At 40.1% G+C, this 17,718-nt stretch carries 15 protein-coding genes and 2 rRNA genes; 1 reads left to right on the top strand and 16 read right to left on the bottom strand.

Translation table 11 applies throughout. The annotated features are described in order from the left end of the window. Window positions 1–60: 60 nt before the first annotated feature. From HDF25_RS00085 to rrf (HDF25_RS00015), 15 genes are all read right to left on the bottom strand, one after another. Window positions 61–1,065, bottom strand: a complete 1,005-nt coding sequence (locus HDF25_RS00085) for a cell division protein FtsQ/DivIB (RefSeq protein ID WP_184621501.1) — start codon at window positions 1,063–1,065, stop codon at window positions 61–63. Beyond that, complete coding sequence (gene murC, locus HDF25_RS00080; protein WP_184621499.1) at window positions 1,058–2,413, bottom strand: UDP-N-acetylmuramate--L-alanine ligase; 1,356 nt, start codon at window positions 2,411–2,413, stop codon at window positions 1,058–1,060. Before murC ends, HDF25_RS00085 begins: the two co-directional genes overlap by 8 nt. Beyond that, complete coding sequence (gene murG / locus HDF25_RS00075; RefSeq protein ID WP_184621497.1) at window positions 2,413–3,525, bottom strand: undecaprenyldiphospho-muramoylpentapeptide beta-N-acetylglucosaminyltransferase; 1,113 nt, start codon at window positions 3,523–3,525, stop codon at window positions 2,413–2,415. Before murG ends, murC begins: the two co-directional genes overlap by 1 nt. A 10-nt stretch (window positions 3,526–3,535) precedes the next feature. Beyond that, window positions 3,536–4,744 carry an FtsW/RodA/SpoVE family cell cycle protein gene (locus HDF25_RS00070; RefSeq protein WP_184621495.1) on the bottom strand — a complete coding sequence of 403 codons (1,209 nt, stop codon included), beginning with the start codon at window positions 4,742–4,744 and terminating at the stop codon, window positions 3,536–3,538. A gap of 2 nt (window positions 4,745–4,746) precedes the next feature. Further along, window positions 4,747–6,090 (bottom strand): UDP-N-acetylmuramoyl-L-alanine--D-glutamate ligase, encoded by a 1,344-nt coding sequence (gene murD, locus HDF25_RS00065; protein ID WP_184621493.1) that lies wholly within the window; start codon window positions 6,088–6,090, stop codon window positions 4,747–4,749. Beyond that, window positions 6,090–7,337: a phospho-N-acetylmuramoyl-pentapeptide-transferase gene (gene mraY, locus HDF25_RS00060; protein ID WP_184621491.1), complete on the bottom strand. Its 1,248-nt coding sequence runs from the start codon at window positions 7,335–7,337 to the stop codon at window positions 6,090–6,092. Before mraY ends, murD begins: the two co-directional genes overlap by 1 nt. Continuing rightward, window positions 7,337–8,794, bottom strand: coding sequence for a UDP-N-acetylmuramoyl-L-alanyl-D-glutamate--2,6-diaminopimelate ligase (locus tag HDF25_RS00055; protein WP_184621489.1), 1,458 nt, complete (start codon window positions 8,792–8,794; stop codon window positions 7,337–7,339). The genes mraY and HDF25_RS00055 overlap by 1 nt, the downstream gene beginning before the upstream one ends. Window position 8,795: 1 nt before the next feature. After that, window positions 8,796–10,895, bottom strand: coding sequence for a penicillin-binding protein (locus HDF25_RS00050; RefSeq protein ID WP_184622583.1), 2,100 nt, complete (start codon window positions 10,893–10,895; stop codon window positions 8,796–8,798). Continuing rightward, complete coding sequence (locus tag HDF25_RS00045) at window positions 10,885–11,307, bottom strand: FtsL-like putative cell division protein (protein ID WP_184621487.1); 423 nt, start codon at window positions 11,305–11,307, stop codon at window positions 10,885–10,887. The genes HDF25_RS00050 and HDF25_RS00045 overlap by 11 nt, the downstream gene beginning before the upstream one ends. Next, window positions 11,304–12,209 (bottom strand): 16S rRNA (cytosine(1402)-N(4))-methyltransferase RsmH, encoded by a 906-nt coding sequence (gene rsmH / locus HDF25_RS00040; protein ID WP_184621485.1) that lies wholly within the window; start codon window positions 12,207–12,209, stop codon window positions 11,304–11,306. The genes HDF25_RS00045 and rsmH overlap by 4 nt, the downstream gene beginning before the upstream one ends. Continuing rightward, a complete protein-coding gene (gene mraZ / locus HDF25_RS00035) occupies window positions 12,199–12,666 on the bottom strand; it encodes a division/cell wall cluster transcriptional repressor MraZ (RefSeq protein WP_184621483.1) in 468 nt (155 codons plus the stop codon). The genes rsmH and mraZ overlap by 11 nt, the downstream gene beginning before the upstream one ends. 192 nt (window positions 12,667–12,858) lie before the next feature. Further along, window positions 12,859–14,052, bottom strand: a complete 1,194-nt coding sequence (locus tag HDF25_RS00030) for a phosphoglycerate kinase (protein ID WP_184621481.1) — start codon at window positions 14,050–14,052, stop codon at window positions 12,859–12,861. Window positions 14,053–14,171: 119 nt separating this feature from the next. Beyond that, window positions 14,172–14,603 carry a GNAT family N-acetyltransferase gene (locus tag HDF25_RS00025; protein WP_184621479.1) on the bottom strand — a complete coding sequence of 144 codons (432 nt, stop codon included), beginning with the start codon at window positions 14,601–14,603 and terminating at the stop codon, window positions 14,172–14,174. After that, complete coding sequence (gene gap, locus HDF25_RS00020; RefSeq protein ID WP_184621477.1) at window positions 14,596–15,588, bottom strand: type I glyceraldehyde-3-phosphate dehydrogenase; 993 nt, start codon at window positions 15,586–15,588, stop codon at window positions 14,596–14,598. Before gap ends, HDF25_RS00025 begins: the two co-directional genes overlap by 8 nt. Before the next feature lie 181 nt (window positions 15,589–15,769). Next, window positions 15,770–15,881, bottom strand: a 5S ribosomal RNA gene (rrf, locus tag HDF25_RS00015). Window positions 15,882–16,143: 262 nt separating this feature from the next. Here rrf (HDF25_RS00015) and HDF25_RS00010 point away from each other — a divergent pair. Beyond that, window positions 16,144–17,409 (top strand): retropepsin-like aspartic protease, encoded by a 1,266-nt coding sequence (locus tag HDF25_RS00010; protein ID WP_184621468.1) that lies wholly within the window; start codon window positions 16,144–16,146, stop codon window positions 17,407–17,409. Window positions 17,410–17,468: 59 nt separating this feature from the next. Here HDF25_RS00010 and rrf (HDF25_RS00005) read toward each other — a convergent pair. Further along, window positions 17,469–17,580, bottom strand: a 5S ribosomal RNA gene (gene rrf / locus HDF25_RS00005). Between the last annotated feature and the right edge of the window lie 138 nt (window positions 17,581–17,718).

The raw sequence follows: 17,718 nt of genomic DNA, 5'->3' as shown, positions 1-17,718 counted from the left end.
TATCTTATTTGTCGAATTATATACTATTTTGTTTTTCTGGTATCTGTTAATATTTTGGTTTTAAGGCTGCTTCACCGCAGATTTTACCGGTTTAGCTACTTTTGGTATAATTTTTCTGACCGGAGGATTATTCTTTTTCTCCGGCACTTTACGTACTACATTTTCTTCTGGATTATTCTTCAGTTCGGCTGCTATTTCAGCCTTTACCAGCGAGTCCATTACTTTCTTTGCAGAAGCAATAGTCGGCTTGGTTACTTTAGACCTGGACACAGATCCCACAATAGAATCTGGTTTGTTTTTTTCACAAACAACCTGATTGGTGTATTTAATGTTTATAGTTTTATAAGTGTCCCAGCCTACCTTTGGCATTGCTTCTTTATAAAAAGTCAGCAGGTTGGTCATTTTCGTCTGAAGAGAATCCGCATTACCTAAAATGATACGCTGATTACCTACCCTGGGTATCAATTCTATATCATCCTTATCATTAACAAATATCTGTTCAATCTGTGAATCCCAAAGCGTGTCCTTTTTCAAAAACAATGCCGTTTTATACAGATCCATTGCCATCTTGGTAATCAAGGTATCCACCCTGCCGCTAAAGTGTTCCAGAATATGTCCGTTTGCCACCACTACATTTGCCGTAAAGTTCGGAGACACAGGCATTTTCAATCCATTTTTATCAATATAAAAATCTTGTCCACTAGAGCTGATTATTCTTAATAAAGGTTGTCTCTGATTAATTTCTATATGAATTACCCCATCCATATCGGCATAAACAGTAGACAGTGCGATGTAAGGATTTGCCTTGATTTTAGTCTCAATATCATGCAAATTGATCTCCTCCAGTTTACGGCCAATCAACTGGCCCTCACTCTGTTTCAATATCGCATCAATTTCTTCTCTCTCGATAAAATTATCTGCTCCAGGAATAAGAATTTTAATATTCGTAACCTTCACTGTATGTTTCTTTACCGATACAAAGCTCATAAGGGTAACTATTCCGACCAGACAAACTATCCAGGCAAAACATTTAAACAGCAGTTTCCAGTTGATCCTTTTAAGCATTGGTTAAAATATTTTTTAACGGTTGTATTAAAGTATCTATATCTCCGGCACCCACAGTAATCAGCAATTCCGGCTGAATTTGCTGAATATGTGTGAGTACATCTTCTTTTTTGTATACATTGCTGTTTTTCAAAGTGATTTTGTTCAGCAGGAATGCAGCATCTATACCTTCCATAGGCAGTTCTCTTGCCGGATATATATCCAGTAGCAGCAATTCATCCACAGTACTTAAAACCTCAGCAAACCCATCTGCAAAGTCACGTGTACGACTAAACAGATGTGGTTGAAAAACAACAGTCATTTTTTTATCCGGATACAACTGTCTGACAGCATCAAAACAGGCACGTAATTCTTCCGGATGATGTGCGTAATCATCTATATAAATATGTTTGTCCTCACGAACGATATATTCAAATCTTCTTTTAACCCCTTTAAAGGCAGCAATAGCTATCTTTATTTGCTCAGGATCAATACCCAGCTTCAAAGCAGCAGCAATAGCGACAGTTGTGTTTTCGACATTGTGTTTTCCAGGCAGCATCAATGCTATATTGCTGATATTAACCTGGTCATCCTGATAGTCAAACACAAAATTCCCTTCTTCTACCCTGATATTTAAAGCTTGTACTACAGCATCAGTACCTGCACCATAACTTATCCCCTCAGTAATCGGTAATCCCTCTTTAAAGAATAAAGTACCTCCATCTTTCTGTTGTCTGGCAAACAAATGGAAAGATTCCTGTAAATGTGCTGCATCACCATAAATATCCAGGTGATCTGCATCCATCGAAGTAATTACTGCAATATCCGGATGAAGCGTCAGGAAAGAACGATCATATTCATCAGCTTCCACCACCACTACATTATTATCACCCAGCAGGAAGTTACTCTGATAGTTTGTCGTAATCCCCCCCAGGAAAGCAGTACATCCATAACCAGTATTGGTCAGTATATGCGCAATAATGGATGAAGTTGTTGTTTTACCATGTGTACCGGCAACTGCAATACAAAATTGCCCTTTACTGATAATCCCCAGCACCTGCGAGCGTTTTTGTAAATTAAATCCGTTATTTCTGAAATAATTCAGCAGTACCGAATCAGCAGGTATAGCGGGTGTATATACAATCAGTGTATCTTCAGCATGCACTTCAAATCCTGCAGGCAGCGTGCTCAGCTCATCTGCATAAGAAATCAGTATACCTTCAGCTTCCAATGTAGTTGTTAATACCGTCCTGGTTTTATCATATCCGCCAACCAGGCAGCCGCGTTTTTTAAAGTAACGCGCAAGCGCACTCATTCCGATACCACCGGCACCAATAAAATAAACGCGTTTGATTAATTCCAGTTCCATTATATATCTCTCTTTCCTGCTAAATAAAATACTTCTCTTGCTATCAGCTCATCTGCTTCAGGCAAGGCCATTTTTCCGATGTTCTCTGCAAGCTGTTCACATCGGTTTTTATCATTTAATAATTCCAGCGCTGCCCGAACCAATGTATCTTCTGCAGCACGGTCACTAATCAGTATTGCTGCATTTTTGTGAACCAGGGCCATGGCATTCTTAGTCTGATGGTCTTCTGCGACATTCGGAGAAGGCACCAGGATAACCGGTTTTTTAATCAGACAAAGTTCTGCAATTGTCCCTGCACCAGCTCTTGAAATAATGACATCAGCTGCTGCATAAGCCAGGTCCATCTGATTCAAAAATTCAAGTATGCGGATGTTCGGATGATAATTAGCTCCCAGACGCTCCATGATCCCTGCATAATAATATTTTCCTGTTTGCCAGATCAGCTGTACATCCTGGTCAATAAAATCCTGCAAATGTTTTTCTATACTTTTATTCAATGTAGCTGCGCCCAGACTTCCGCCTGTTACCAGGACAGTTTTCTTGAGCGGGTCCAGCTTAAGCAATTCCGATCCGTGAAAACGCTTATTATAAATATCCACTACTTCTTTTCTTACCGGGTTGCCCGTTTTTAAAATTCTGTCGGCTGGAAAGAACTGTTCCATTCCATCAAAAGCAACACAAATTTTAGAAGCATTTTTGCCCAGTTTTTTATTCGTCATCCCGGCATAGGAATTCTGCTCCTGAATCAGGTACGGAACCTTTTTCCAGGAAGCAGCAAATAAAACAGGTCCTGAAGCATAACCTCCTACCCCAACCACTACATCGGGCTGGAAAGTAGAAATCAGGTTCAATGCCTTCTTCATACTGTCAACCAATTTGAAGGGTAAAGTCAGGTTTTTGAGTATTGAACCTCTTTGTATCCCACTGATGTTCAACCCTACAATTTTGTAACCGGCAGCGGGAACCTTTTCCATTTCCATTCTACCTGCAGCACCTACAAATAATATTTCACAGCCCGGCTCTATGCGCCTCAGCGCATTAGCAATAGCAATAGCCGGAAAAATATGTCCGCCAGTACCGCCACCTGAAATAATTATTTTTGTTGGATTCATCCTTTATATTTTATGTCATTGCCGGTAACTCACCTACAATTACTTTTTTAGTATTTTTTTCCGATTTAATTGTTTCATCATTCAATGCCCTTTTACCATTCTCTTCCACATCCCTGCTCACACTGAGGATGATTCCGAAAGCGATACTGGTAAAGATCATCGAAGTCCCCCCCATACTTACCAGTGGAAGCGGAACTCCGGTTACTGGTCCAAGACCAACAGCTACTGCCATATTTGCAAAGGCCTGTATAGTCAAACTAAAACTTAAACCTGCCGCCAGCAATGCCCCAAAAGCTTTCGGGCTCTGCGTGACAATCCTGACACACCTGTATAGTAGTACCAGGTACAAAATAATAATGATCATCGCTCCGAATAAACCGTATTCTTCAACAATGATGGCAAATATAAAATCCGAGTAAGGGTGAGGTAAAAAGTTACGTTGCGTACTGTTCCCTGGTCCCTTGCCAAAAAGCCCGCCCGTTGCCAGCGCAATCTTTGACTGGTCGGCCTGGAATGTTTTATCAGAATGTTGTTTCTCCGGATGCAGGTAAGAATTGATACGTGATTTATAAGTCTCCCTTCTTGGTCCGAGGAAAAACACAAACATCAGCAGTACAAAACCACCCGCACAAACAATCATGATCTGTTTGATACTGATCCTTCCGATAATCAGCAGCAGGATACTTACCCCAAACAACATCAGTGCTGTAGATAAATTGGCCAGTGCAATTAAAACGAAAACCACACAAACAGAGCCCATAATCGGGATAAAAGAGGTCTTCACATCCTTAATGTTCTCTTGCTTTTTGGTCAGCATCCGCGCTAAAAACGTAATCAGTGACAATTTGGCTAAATCGGAAGTCTGGAAGGTCAACCCGATAATAGGGATTTTTACCCAGCGCGAAGCATCATTCAGACTCGCCCCAAAAACCAATGTATAAAACAAAAGGGGTATGGTAATAATCATCAGGATTTTAGAAATTCCCGCATAGTATTTATAATCAACTAAATGCGCAATATAGATCATACCAATCCCCATCACCACAAAAATCAAGTGTTTGGTGAGTAATATTTTCTCTACTGTTTTCCCCTGTTTATAAGCCAGCGTACCCGTTGCACTATAAACGGCGAAAATAGAAATCAAAGAGAGCAGGATAATGATCAGCCATATCCAGCGGTCCCCTTTGGTTTTTTCTAAAAGCGCCTGTACTGTACCCATTTTTATAATTCTTTTACAGCCATTTTAAACTGGTTACCACGATCTTCATAGTTTTTGAACAAATCAAAACTTGCACAGGCCGGTGACAAAAGAACTGTATTTCCTTTAGTCGCCAGATGATAAGCTACCTGTACCGCTTCGTGTGCCGAAAATGTATTGACTATTATCTCTACATCGTCTTCAAAAGCTTCGTGAATCCTTTTATTATTTTTGCCCAGGCAAACAATAGCTTTCACTTTTTGCTTAACCAGGTCTTTTAACATATCATAATCATTTCCTTTATCAACCCCACCCATAATCAGGATAACATCTGTATTCACACTTTCCAGTGCATACCAGGTCGAATTCACATTGGTGGCTTTTGAATCATTGATATAATCCACACCCGAAATCTTCGCCACATGCTCCAACCTGTGTTCAATGTTTTTAATATCCCCCATACTCTCACGGATAGTCGCATTGCGGATATCCAGTACTTTAGCGACTATGCCCGAAGCCATAGAGTTGTAGATATTATGCTTGCCCTGTAAGGCTAACTCTGATATAGACATGGTTAGTTGATCTTTTGGATTTATATTGATATGAATATTGTTGCCTTCAAGGTAAGCCCCTCCATCTACCTTTTTACGGATAGAGAATGGGCACCGCTGTGAATTTACCTTAACACCTTTTAAAGCATTCAGGGTTTCAGCATCATCCGCACAGTAGATAAAATGATCTTCCGGCCTCTGATTCTGTGTAATGCGCATTTTTGATGCTGCATAATTTGTCATTTTGTAATCATACCTGTCCAGATGGTCAGGCGTAATATTTAAAAGCACAGCGATATCAGCCCTGAATTTATACATATCATCCAGCATAAAGCTGGATATCTCCAGTACATACCAGTCAAATTCCTCGGTTGCTACCTGTGCAGCAAAACTATGTCCTATATTCCCCGCAAGGCCCACGTTTAAACCTGCCTTCTTCAAAATATGGTACGTCAGCATGGTCGTTGTCGTTTTACCGTTAGAACCTGTAATACAGACCGTTTTTGCTGTCGTGTACCGTTTGGCAAACTCAATTTCTGAGATTACCGGAATATTTTTCTTTTTAAGCTCCCTGATGATCGAAACTGAATCGGCAATCCCCGGACTTTTAATAACTTCGGTGGCATTAATAATTTCCGCTACGGTATGCTGTTTCTCTTCGAATGCGATATTTAAGGTAACCAGTGTTTCTTTATAACGGTCAGCGATTGCACCAAAATCTGAAACAAAAACATCAAAACCCTGCTTTTGCGCCAGTATTGCTGCACCTACACCGCTTTCTCCAGCTCCAAGTATAACTATTCTCTGTTTTTCCATTATCTCAGTTTTAAAGTGATTATGGTAATAATAGCCAGTAAAATTCCGATGATCCAGAAACGCGTAACGATCTTAGCTTCGTGATATCCTTTTTTCTGATAATGATGATGCAGCGGAGACATCAGGAATACCCTTCTGCCCTCCCCAAATCGTTTTTTGGTATATTTAAAAACAGTTACCTGGATCATTACCGACATCACTTCGATCAGGAATACCCCGCATAAAATCGGGATCAGTAACTCTTTTCTGATCATGATAGCCAGTGCAGCAATAATTCCACCGATAGCCAGACTTCCGGTATCTCCCATAAATACCTGAGCCGGGTACGAATTATACCATAGGAAACCTACACAGGCCCCTACAAATGCACCCGCAAAAATCATCAGCTCTCCGGAATTGGGGATATATAATATATTCAGATAATCAGCAATAACCGTGTTACCCGATACATATGCTAATAAACCGAGGGTAATTCCTATAATTGCGGACGTACCCGTAGCCAGTCCGTCAATCCCATCAGTCAGATTTGCCCCGTTTGATACTGAAGTAATAATAATTACAACGAAAAGGATAAAAACAAAAACTGCATATTTCTCATAACCAGGCCCTAAAAATTTAAGAACTTTGGCATAATCAAACTCATTATTCTTATAGAAAGGGATATTGGTAATCGTTGATTTAACATCCTGTGTATAATAGAACTTCTCTCCTTTTTGTCTCAGGACCATGGGTGCTGTATTTTTACTCATGGCAGTTTCATCAACTGTTTGTCTCACGACTATGTTTGGATTAAAATACATCGTCCAGCCAATAATCAGCGCAAGACCAACCTGTCCTACAATTTTAAATCTTCCGGCAAGTCCTTCTTTATTCTTTTTAAAAACCTTGATATAATCATCTACAAAACCCACCGCTCCCATCCAGACCGTAGTTACGATCATCAGTAATACGTAGACATTGGTCAGGTTAGCCAGCAATAAAGTAGGGATCAGGATACCCATCAGAATCATGATACCACCCATAGTCGGCGTTCCCTGTTTCTGCATTTGTCCTTCCAGCCCCAGGTTTCTCACTGTTTCACCCACCTGCATTTTATGCAGATAGTTAATAATCCTTCTGCCGTATACAGTGGTAATAATCAAAGAAATGATAATCGCCAGTGCAGTACGGAAAGTAATGTACTGGAATAACCTTAATCCAGGGAATTCATAATGAGCATTTAAATATTCAAACAGATAGTATAACATTAGCTGATTAAGTTTAATTGTTCCATTAACACTTCTTTATCATCAAAATGATACCTTACTCCATTGATTTCCTGGTATTTTTCATGTCCTTTACCTGCAATCAGGATAATATCCCCTGGTCTGGCTAAATGACAGGCAGTTTTTATCGCCTCTTTTCTATCGGCAATGGTTAATGTTTTTCTTCTGTTAGTAGGTGATACACCAGCCTCCATATCGGCCAGAATCTGATGCGGATCTTCCGTTCTCGGATTATCCGAAGTCAGAATTACCTTATCGCTCCAGTCGCAGGCTACCTGGGCCATTACAGGGCGCTTGGTTTTATCTCTGTCCCCTCCGCAACCTATTACCGTAATTACCTGTTCGGTACCTTTTCTGATATCGTGAATAGTACTCAATACATTTTGAACAGCATCTGGCGTGTGTGCATAATCTACCAGGCCAATAATCTGTTTTGAATTGGCAACTTCTTCAAACCGTCCTTCTGCTCCTGTCAGGTTACTCAACAGGGTCAGCACATCCAGTTTATCCTGTCCCAGTAACATCGCTGTGCCATATACAGCTGCCAGATTGTAGGCATTAAATGAGCCCACAAGCTTGAAGAATACGTCTGTATGATCTATTTCCAGATTTAATCCACTGAACCTGTTTTCGATAATGCTCACTTTATAATCGGCCAGTTGTTTCAATGCATAAGTCTTTTTGGATGCCTTCGTATTCTGCAGCATCACCAGACCATTTTTGTCGTCAGCATTGGTCAGGGCAAAAGCCCCTTTCGGAAGCTCGTCAAAAAATCCTTTTTTAGCCTTGATATAATTATCGAAAGTTTTGTGAAAATCAAGATGATCATGCGTGATGTTAGAGAAAACACCTCCTGCAAAAGTCAATCCTTCTATTCTATGTTGTACAACTGCGTGCGAACTTACTTCCATAAAACAGTAAGTACAGCCCAGTTCAACCATATGTTTCAAGAGCTTGTTTAAAGCCAGTGGATTTGGTGTAGTATGTGTAGCAGGAATGATCTCTTCATTGACCTGATTTTGTACAGTCGAGATCAGTCCGGTATGAAAACCCAGCCCTCTGAATAATTTAAATAAGATAGTGGCTATGGTTGTTTTTCCGTTTGTTCCGGTAACCCCCACGAGTTTCAAACCTGAAGAAGGGTTTCCGTAATAATTGGAAGCCATAATCCCTAAAGCTACTGCTGTATTCTCTACTTCGATATAAGTCACATCCGCATTAATTTCTGCTGGTAACTCTTCACAAATAATCACTGTTGCTCCTGCGGCAATTGTCTGATTAATAAAAGTATGTCCATCTGATAAAGTCCCCCTTACGGCAAAAAATACCGCACCTTTCTCTACCTCACGTGAATCAAACGTAAGCGCACTAATTACCCTGTTGGTTTTTCCAACCAGGTTCTTAATCGCTACTCCATATAAAATATCCTGCAATTGCATCTTATTTCAATTCTAATTGTACCAATAATCCTCTTCCAATCTTCATTCCTGAAGGAATCGACTGGCTTACTACTTTTCCACTTCCCTTAACCTGAGTCTTTAACCCTGCATTCCCTAAAAGATAAAGTGCATCTTTCAGGCCCATTCCATTTACGTTCGGCATCATACCTTTGACAGAATTGTACTCTTCATAAACAACTCCGTTGCTGGTATCCACACTATTGAAATAGTCAGATTTAGCAGCATAAAGGGCTTTTATACCCAGGGCATTATAAACACTCTTTACCGCTTTACTCTGTCCGGCCTTCGCTTCCGGACTTTTTGTATTCCCTACCAGATGATCTGTTACATTATTGTACATCTGCATATCACTCGCATAAATACGGTCTGCTATTTCTTTAAATACCGGTCCGGCTACCGTAGCCCCATAATATCCATTTTTAGGCCCGTTGATGGACACCATGATAGAATACTTGGGTTTATCAGCCGGAAAGTACCCACAAAAAGAAGCCTGATAACTTCTCTTGGCTTTGTATCCTTTATTACCATCGGCTACCTGTGCAGTACCCGTTTTACCGGCAACGCGATAAAAAGGAGAACCCATCAGTTTACCCGTACCTTCAGTAACCACACCTTCCAGCATAGCCTGTAATTTTTTCACTGTTACCTCTGAGCATACTTTTTCACTGATCACCCTGGCCTGAAACTGTTCAACAGGGTTTCCCAGTCTCCTGATTTCTTTTACAAAAATCGGTGAAATGTATTTCCCGTCATTTGCAATGGCGTTATAAAACGACAAAATTTGCAGAGGGGTTATCTGCATTTCGTAACCATAAGCCATCTGTGCCAAGGTTAAACCACTCCAGGATTTATAACTGGGATTTTTAATGACCGGTTTGGTTTCCCCGGGAATCTGTAATTTCAGCCGCTCATTCATATGGATCCGGTATAAATGATCCGTAAACTGTGCCGGGTTATCTTTATAATGGTTATAGACCAGTTTTGCGACCGCAGTATTGGCAGACATTTCAAAGGCCTTTTTCACCGTTACGTTCCCAATGCCCCCGTGCGAATCCCTGATGGTATGATTAAAAACCCTGAATTCACCATTTCCGGTTTCGACCATCGTATTGGTATCTACTTTTTTATCTTCCAGCAATGCCATATAAGAGGCCAGTTTGAAAGTTGAACCAGGATCCTGGCTTCCGCCGATCGCATAGTTGAACATCTCTTTATATACACCTTCACTTTCTCTGGTATAATTCGCTACAGCTCTCACTTCTCCTGTTTCCACTTCCATCAGAATCACTGTACCGTGATCAGCATCACTTTTGATCAGCTGTTTTTCCAGTGCACTTTGTGCAAGGTCCTGCATATTGATATCTATGGTAGAAATAATATCAGCACCTTCTTTTGGTGCAATTTCAGCCTCATCATTTACAGGCATCCAGACACCACCGGCAATTCGCTGTACTAACCTTTTTCCACTTTCACCATTAATATAATTGCCATAGGCACCTTCCAGTCCTACACCATTGGATACATTCTCATTTTTATATCCGATTGTTCTTGCTGCCAGAGATTTAAATGGCAAAATTCTTTTATTCTGCTGAATAGCCATCAACCCGCCACTGTATTTCCCGATATTAAACAATGGAAATTTCCGGATAGCTTTCAGGTCCTGGTAATTTACTTTACGTTTAATCAATAAATATCTGACACTATCAGCTCTTGCAGAACGAAGAATACGCGAGTATTCTTTTGGTGTTTTATCTGTAAAGAACTGAGAAAGTTTCATGGCCAGTGAATCCACCTTACCATAAAAAACTTTGTTATCACTTATCCCACCAGCATACAAATCCATACGCAGTTCGTACTCTGGTACCGAGGTAGCCAGCAGGCTTCCATCATTAGAATAAATATTACCACGTGCTGCATCTACATTGATATACTTTGTAGAGAGACTATCGGCCATGGCACGCCATTTATGCCCCTCTACAAATTGTACATCGCATAACCTGACTAATACTGCCACGGCAAGCAGTACAATCAGCCCGAAGGACAGATAAACACGTAATAATATGTTAGCTCTAATGTTCATCATTATTTATGATAATTTTATGAGGAGGTTCTGTCAACTCCTTAATACCTAACGTATCTACTTTTTTAGCTACTTCTGTTAACTTGCTTTTGAACATCAAATCTGCCTTAAGCGATTTATACTCCCAGCTCAGCTCTTTTACTTCTTTATTTAATTTATCTATATCTCTGATATTCTTAACCGCCATGTGGCTGTTCGCGATATAAAGCATCGTTAACAGCGACAGAAAAATCAGAAAAGGCAACATAGCGGTAGCGGCTTCTTTGGTCACTACCCCTTCTGTAAAAAGCTTTTTGAAGAAAAGATTAGCATTTTCAGACTCCTTTTCTTTTTTAGGCTTTTTTAAGCGGATTACCGGTTCTTCTGGTAATTCCTCTTCTTCCTCTAACTCTTCCCTGAACTGGTTGTTCATATCTTTTCTCCAATTCTCAATTTCGCACTTCTGGACCTGCTGTTTCTTTCCAGCTCATCCTCTTCAGCAATCACAGCTTTACGGGTAATTACTTTATATGGTTTTTCTTCATTACCAAAAAAGTCTTTATCCGCTTCTCCCCTGATCTTACCCTTTGCAATAAAATTCTTCACAGGCCTGTCTTCCAGCGAATGGTAAGACATCACAACTAACCTGCCTCCGGGACTTAACACTTCAGCAGTCTGTAATAAAAAGCTTTCCAGCACCTCGATCTCGGCATTAACCTCGATGCGCAACGCCTGGAATACCTGTGCCATGTATTTATTCTCTTTTCCTTTAGGGATATGTGCACCGGCAGCAGTTTTAAAATCTGCAAGCGTCACAATAGGCTGTCCTGCGCGGAAAGTAACTATAGCTCTGGCTAATGATTTCGCATTCTTCACCTCACCATAAATCCCAAATATTTTATGCAGTTTATCTTCAGTATAAGTATTCAAAACATCGGCAGCAGTAAGCTTACCCTGTTTATCCATACGCATATCCAGAGAAGATTCAAATCTTGTCGAAAAACCACGCTCAGGCTCATTAAACTGATGAGATGAAACACCCAGGTCGGCCAGGATGCCATCTACCTGTTTGTAGCCCAACAGACGAAGATTATTTTTCAGGAAAGCAAAATTCTGATCAACAAATACAAAGCGAGGGTCATTGATCTTATTTCTTTGCGCATCAGGGTCCTGATCAAAGGCGATAAGCACACCGTCTTTTCCCAGCTTAGACAAGATTTCTCTTGAATGGCCACCTCCGCCAAAAGTAACATCGACATATACACCATTCGGTTTGATATTCAAACCATCAATACATTCTTTCAAAAGTACCGGTACATGATAATTATTTTCCATCTTCCCCCCTGTTTTTATTTCCCATCACTTCTTCAGCCAGATTCGCAAAATCCTCAGGCTCACTATCCAGTAAATTATCGTATGCAGCTTTAGACCAGAGTTCTATTTTATCAAACTGACAAGACAGGATTACTTCTCCATCTATACCCGCAAATTCCAATAATGACTTCGGAAGATTAACCCTTCCGGAAGCGTCAAGCGTCAATTCTGTCGCACCGCGAGTAAAAAACCGGATAAACTCTCTCGTTTTCTTCTCGTACTGGTTCAGTTTACTCAGCTCCTCTACTATACCTTCCCATACTTTTTTTGGATAGATCACTAAATGTTTTTCGAAGCCCCTGTTTATCACAAGTCCCTCTTGCTCAACGTTTGGCAATTGTTTTTTTAGATTCGACGGGACCATCATACGGCCTTTCGTATCCAATTTACAATCAAATTCTCCCAGTAGTTGAACCATTCTAGTATCTACACATTTTATGTAGTGTAAAAATAGACACTTCTACCACTTTTTACCACAATCTACCACAAAAAAGTTTTCAACATATATTTACCCCCACATTTCACCACCAGATACGCAAAAAGGCCGCTTTTTCAAGCGGCCTTCTGAAAGGAACAAAATCCTTTATACTATTTTTGTTGTTTTCGTAGCTTAATCGTTAATAGCCTTTACACCAGGTAGTTCTTTACCTTCCATATATTCCAGTAAAGCACCACCACCTGTAGAAACGTAACTCACCTGATCTTCCAGATTAAATTTAGCAATAGCTGCTGCAGAGTCACCTCCACCAATTAAAGAGAAAGCTCCGTTTTCTTTTGTAGCAGCTACAACAGCATCTGCAATTGCGCGTGTTCCCTGTTCGAAATTAGCCATTTCAAAAACACCCATCGGACCATTCCATAATAAGGTTTTTGATTTTTTAATGACATCAGAAAAAAGCTCAACAGACTTAGGACCAATATCCAGGCCCATCCAGTCAGCAGGGATATGACCAGCATCTACATTTTTCTTTGCCGCATTATTATCAAATTTATCAGCGATAACAGTATCTAAAGGCAGCAAAATATTCACTCCTTTAGATTTTGCTTTTTCCAGTAATTGCAGACAAAGCTCCATACGGTCTGCTTCAAGTAAAGAAGTACCAATTTCGCCTCCCTGTGCCTTGCTGAAGGTATAAGCCATACCACCACCAATAATCAGATTGTCAACTTTTTCCAGTAAACTTTCAATTAGTAAAATCTTATCAGATACTTTAGCTCCACCCATAATTGCAGTGAATGGTTTTTCAGCATGATGATTGATTTTCTCTGCATTTTTCAGTTCTTCTGCCATTAGGTAACCAAAGTATTTTTCTGTAGGGAAAAACTCTGCGATGATAGAAGTTGAAGCATGTGCACGGTGAGCTGTACCAAAAGCATCGTTTACATAAACATCTCCTAATTTTGCCAGTTTAGCTGCAAATTCTTTATCTCCTTTTTCTTCTTCTTTGTAGAAACGAAGGTTTTCCAGTAATAAAACTTGTCCGGGAACCAGGTTTTTCGCTTTATCAACAGCAGATTCACCTATACAATCATCCGCAAATTTCACTTCAAGATCAAGCATTCTTGACAAATCACCTAAGATATGTTTCAGTGAAAATTGATTTTCCGGACCTCCTTTCGGACGGCCTAAATGTGACATTAAAATCACGGATCCGCCATCATTCAAAATTTTATTGATTGTTGGTAATGCCGCACGCATCCTTTTATCATCTGTGATATTGAAGTCTTTATCTAAAGGCACATTAAAATCTACCCGTACTAAAGCCTTTTTATCCTTGAAATCACATTGGTCAATTGTCTTCATTTTATATTTTGTTTTTAGGTGTTAAATCAGGTCTGTACCATTCCGGTTAACGGGAATGAACCAGAGCCGTTCATGTATATTTAATTTCTCCGGAACCTTTATTCTGGCAGCTATGGAGCTTAGTTTAACTGATAATACATATCATAATGTGGCCCAACTCCGTGAATCTCAAATTCTTCAGAAATAACTTCAAATCCCAGCCTGTTGTAAAAACCTACAGCAGCACTCCTTGCATTACACCAAATATAAGCAGCCTGTACTGATCTGAGTTCATTAAAGCAAAATTTTATCAGTTCGCCGCCAAATCCTTTACCTGCATAAGCCGGATCAGTAGCCATTCCGCGTAACCTGAACCCACCCGGTCCCATTTCTTTATAATCTTCAGGAAAAAAAGTTCCGATACAAACCAGCTCTTCATTTACAAAATAGCCCAAGTGAAAAACACCCGCGATATCGTCTGTAGGAAAAACGCATTGAGCGAAGGACATATTGTTCCTTAGCACAGCACTGCGTAGAGGCAGCGTCTGTTCAGCGGAAATTCTTCTAATCATAACGGGCCGAAATTTTAAGTACCAAATCTACTAATCTTGCTGAATATCCGGATTCATTATCATACCAGCCTACCACTTTAACCAAATCTCCCACTATAGAGGTTAGTTGGGCATCAAAAATACAGGAATGCGTGTTATCCAGAATATCCACGGATACAATCGGATCCTCAGTGTATTCCAGTACTTCTTTCATTTCGTTTTCAGCAGCAGCTTTAAAAGCAGCATTAATTTCTTCTATGGTAGCTTTTTCTTTCAGGATACAGGTAAAATCAGTCAGTGATCCATTGAGTACAGGAACCCTGATACCTGCTCCACCTAATTTTCCGTCCAGATGGGGAAATATATTAGTGATAGCCTTTGCAGCTCCCGTACTGGTCGGTATAATAGAAGCTGAAGCTGCTCTTGCCCTTCTTAAATCTTTATGAGGTGCATCATGCAGGTTCTGGTCTCCGGTCATGGAATGCACGGTCGTAATATAACCGTCCAGAATCCCCCACTTATCATCGAGGATCTTTACCATAGGTGCTACATTATTCGTTGTACAGGAAGCATTAGAAATGATTTCTGCACTTAAATCAATCGTAGAATCATTAACCCCCAATAGAAACATAGGAATATCTTTATCCGCCGGCGCAGAAATCAATACTTGTTTTGCACCTGCCAGCAAATGTTGTCCAGCACCTTTTCTGGAAGTAAACTTACCTGTAGATTCCAGTACAACATCAATTTCCATATCCTTCCAGGGTAAATTCTCTGGATGGGGCTCTTTATAAACCCGGATACGTTTCCCATTGATAATCAGTGCTTCCTGATCAAAAGTAACTTCACCTTTAAAACCCCGGTGAACAGTATCGTATTTAAAAAGATGTGCTAAAGTTCCCGGATCACCAAGATCATTAATGGCTACTACATTGATATTTTTCTCGAGTGCCGCACGCAAAAAAATACGGCCTATCCGACCAAATCCATTAATTGCTAATTTCATCTGTTTATATCTATTGTTTATCATGCCGGATCCATTTTGTTTTGAATCGACGGCACAAAACTAGCTATATTCTTCAGAGTTAGCCTATGATATTTGATTGTTTTACGTCAAATTACAGAAGGATTGAATGACAGGGTTTTAAATAGAAAAAGCCTGTAGTTTCCTACAGGCTTTCTTTAAGATCTGGCACCGACCTACTCTCCCACGTGTTACCGCAGTACCATCGGCTCTGGTGGGCTTAACTTCTCTGTTCGGAATGGGAAGAGGTGGACACCACCGATATAGGCACCTGAATATTTTGAAACTTTACAATACCATGTAAAGTGTTTTTATATCGTTTTGATGATACAAATATAGCTAAAAATCCGGTATTCAGGTTATATATCCCATATTATTTTAGCATTCGCTTAACAATATTTTTTTGTACATTTAATATAAAGAGTTTCTAACCAAATATACTTCTTACGATTAAGTCTAACGCCCCAGATTTTCAGGGGACGTATTCGTCTTATACTTTTCAAAGGGTATATCATATTGGAAATTACAACCCTGATTATGATGATCCTACGCCTCTCCAAGCCAATTCACCATCCTTATTTTTCACTTCGCGGAGCGCTGTTTGTGCTATTGCTCCTCTTTTTGTTTCCAGGTCGTGTCTCAGCCCAATTATTTGACTTTGGCGGAAACCGGAAAAAGCAAACCATTGGCTTCACGATGGTCAAAAATCTGATAGTTATTCCTGTCTATATCAATGGTAAGGGACCTTATAATTTTTTGCTGGATACAGGCGTAGCACAAATGATTATAACCGATACGACCTTTCTCCAGACGCTGACACTCAAGAATTATCAGACAGTCAAAGTACAGGGTTATGGTTTTGGAGATAATATAGAAGCTGTAGTAACCAGGGATATCACAGCTCGAATTGGTAAAGCCACCATTAAGAATATCCCTACTGCTATATTCAAAAAGGATATCTTCGATTTGTCCAGCTACCTTGGTATCAAAATCCATGGTATTATGGGCTATTATTTCTTCAATAGTTTCGTGGTAAAAATTAATTATTACGCCGGTAGGCTTACTTTTTATGATCCTGACAAAAAAACAGAACGTAAGGGTAGTAAAATTCCCATCCAGATTGTAAATGGAAAACCTTATCTGAACACTGAAATAGAAACTGCCGGGTTAGGAAAGATAAAAGTTGATCTGCTGATTGATAATGGCTCGAGTCATCCTCTGATGATGGAGTCATTGGGCAATGATCCTTTTCCTTTACCTGCAACCACGATTCCTGCTAACCTGGGTGTTGGAATTAATGGTATTATCAATGGCGTAATGGGAAGAATACCTACACTCAGTCTTGGCGAGTATAGTTTTCACGACGTCCTGGCTGGCTTTCCTGATTTCAACATTGAGCGTTCAACACTTGAAGGAAAATCCCGGAATGGAAGCTTAGGAGCAGATGTACTGCGGCATTTCCTGGTTACTTTCGATTATCCAAACAGTGCAATGTACCTTAAAAGAACCAGTGATCAGGAGGTAAAATTTGAACACGATATGTCTGGTCTGGAAATTTATGTGGTGCAGGGGATAAAAAACAGGTATTATATCGGCAGAATAGAGGAAGGATCACCGGGAGATGAAGCCGGATTACAGCCCAATGATGAGATTGTCGGCATTAATTTCAACAATATCCAGCAGTATACTTTAAATGACCTGACTGAACTACTTAAAGATCACGATGGAAAACAGATATTAATGGAATTCCTTAGAGATAATGAGAAACATATTATCCTGCTGAGACTTAAAAAACGGATCTGAGATTTCCAAAAAGGTTATAAACAAGAAAAGCCTGTAGTTTCCTACAGGCTTTCTTTAAGATTTGGCACCGACCTACTCTCCCACGTGTTACCGCAGTACCATCGGCTCTGGTGGGCTTAACTTCTCTGTTCGGAATGGGAAGAGGTGGACACCACCGATATAGGCACCTAAATGTCTTTATCAATTGTTATTGCATTGATCAGTATTGTAATTTGTCTGATGGCTTTGCTCATCCTGAGCCTGCCCTGTCAAACGATGACATATTATTGAAAGAAGTTAGTATGAAGAACAAACAACAGTTTATTGCTC

This window comes from Pedobacter cryoconitis (assembly GCF_014207135.1).
Taxonomy (GTDB): Bacteria; Bacteroidota; Bacteroidia; order Sphingobacteriales; family Sphingobacteriaceae; genus Pedobacter; species Pedobacter cryoconitis_D.
The sequence above is the reverse complement of the archived record's forward strand: the minus strand, read 5'-3'. Positions and strand labels throughout refer to the sequence as shown.

What these genes read in the sequence shown, in the direction of transcription:
- HDF25_RS00085 (WP_184621501.1), bottom strand. Translation starts at nt 1,065, where the DNA reads ATGCTTAAAAGGATCAACTGGAAACTGCTGTTTAAATGTTTTGCCTGG.
- murC (WP_184621499.1), bottom strand. Translation starts at nt 2,413, where the DNA reads ATGGAACTGGAATTAATCAAACGCGTTTATTTTATTGGTGCCGGTGGT.
- murG (WP_184621497.1), bottom strand. Translation starts at nt 3,525, where the DNA reads ATGAATCCAACAAAAATAATTATTTCAGGTGGCGGTACTGGCGGACAT.
- HDF25_RS00070 (WP_184621495.1), bottom strand. Translation starts at nt 4,744, where the DNA reads ATGGGTACAGTACAGGCGCTTTTAGAAAAAACCAAAGGGGACCGCTGG.
- murD (WP_184621493.1), bottom strand. Translation starts at nt 6,090, where the DNA reads ATGGAAAAACAGAGAATAGTTATACTTGGAGCTGGAGAAAGCGGTGTA.
- mraY (WP_184621491.1), bottom strand. Translation starts at nt 7,337, where the DNA reads ATGTTATACTATCTGTTTGAATATTTAAATGCTCATTATGAATTCCCT.
- HDF25_RS00055 (WP_184621489.1), bottom strand. Translation starts at nt 8,794, where the DNA reads ATGCAATTGCAGGATATTTTATATGGAGTAGCGATTAAGAACCTGGTT.
- HDF25_RS00050 (WP_184622583.1), bottom strand. Translation starts at nt 10,895, where the DNA reads ATGAACATTAGAGCTAACATATTATTACGTGTTTATCTGTCCTTCGGG.
- HDF25_RS00045 (WP_184621487.1), bottom strand. Translation starts at nt 11,307, where the DNA reads ATGAACAACCAGTTCAGGGAAGAGTTAGAGGAAGAAGAGGAATTACCA.
- rsmH (WP_184621485.1), bottom strand. Translation starts at nt 12,209, where the DNA reads ATGGAAAATAATTATCATGTACCGGTACTTTTGAAAGAATGTATTGAT.
- mraZ (WP_184621483.1), bottom strand. Translation starts at nt 12,666, where the DNA reads ATGGTTCAACTACTGGGAGAATTTGATTGTAAATTGGATACGAAAGGC.
- HDF25_RS00030 (WP_184621481.1), bottom strand. Translation starts at nt 14,052, where the DNA reads ATGAAGACAATTGACCAATGTGATTTCAAGGATAAAAAGGCTTTAGTA.
- HDF25_RS00025 (WP_184621479.1), bottom strand. Translation starts at nt 14,603, where the DNA reads ATGATTAGAAGAATTTCCGCTGAACAGACGCTGCCTCTACGCAGTGCT.
- gap (WP_184621477.1), bottom strand. Translation starts at nt 15,588, where the DNA reads ATGAAATTAGCAATTAATGGATTTGGTCGGATAGGCCGTATTTTTTTG.
- HDF25_RS00010 (WP_184621468.1), top strand. Translation starts at nt 16,144, where the DNA reads ATGATGATCCTACGCCTCTCCAAGCCAATTCACCATCCTTATTTTTCA.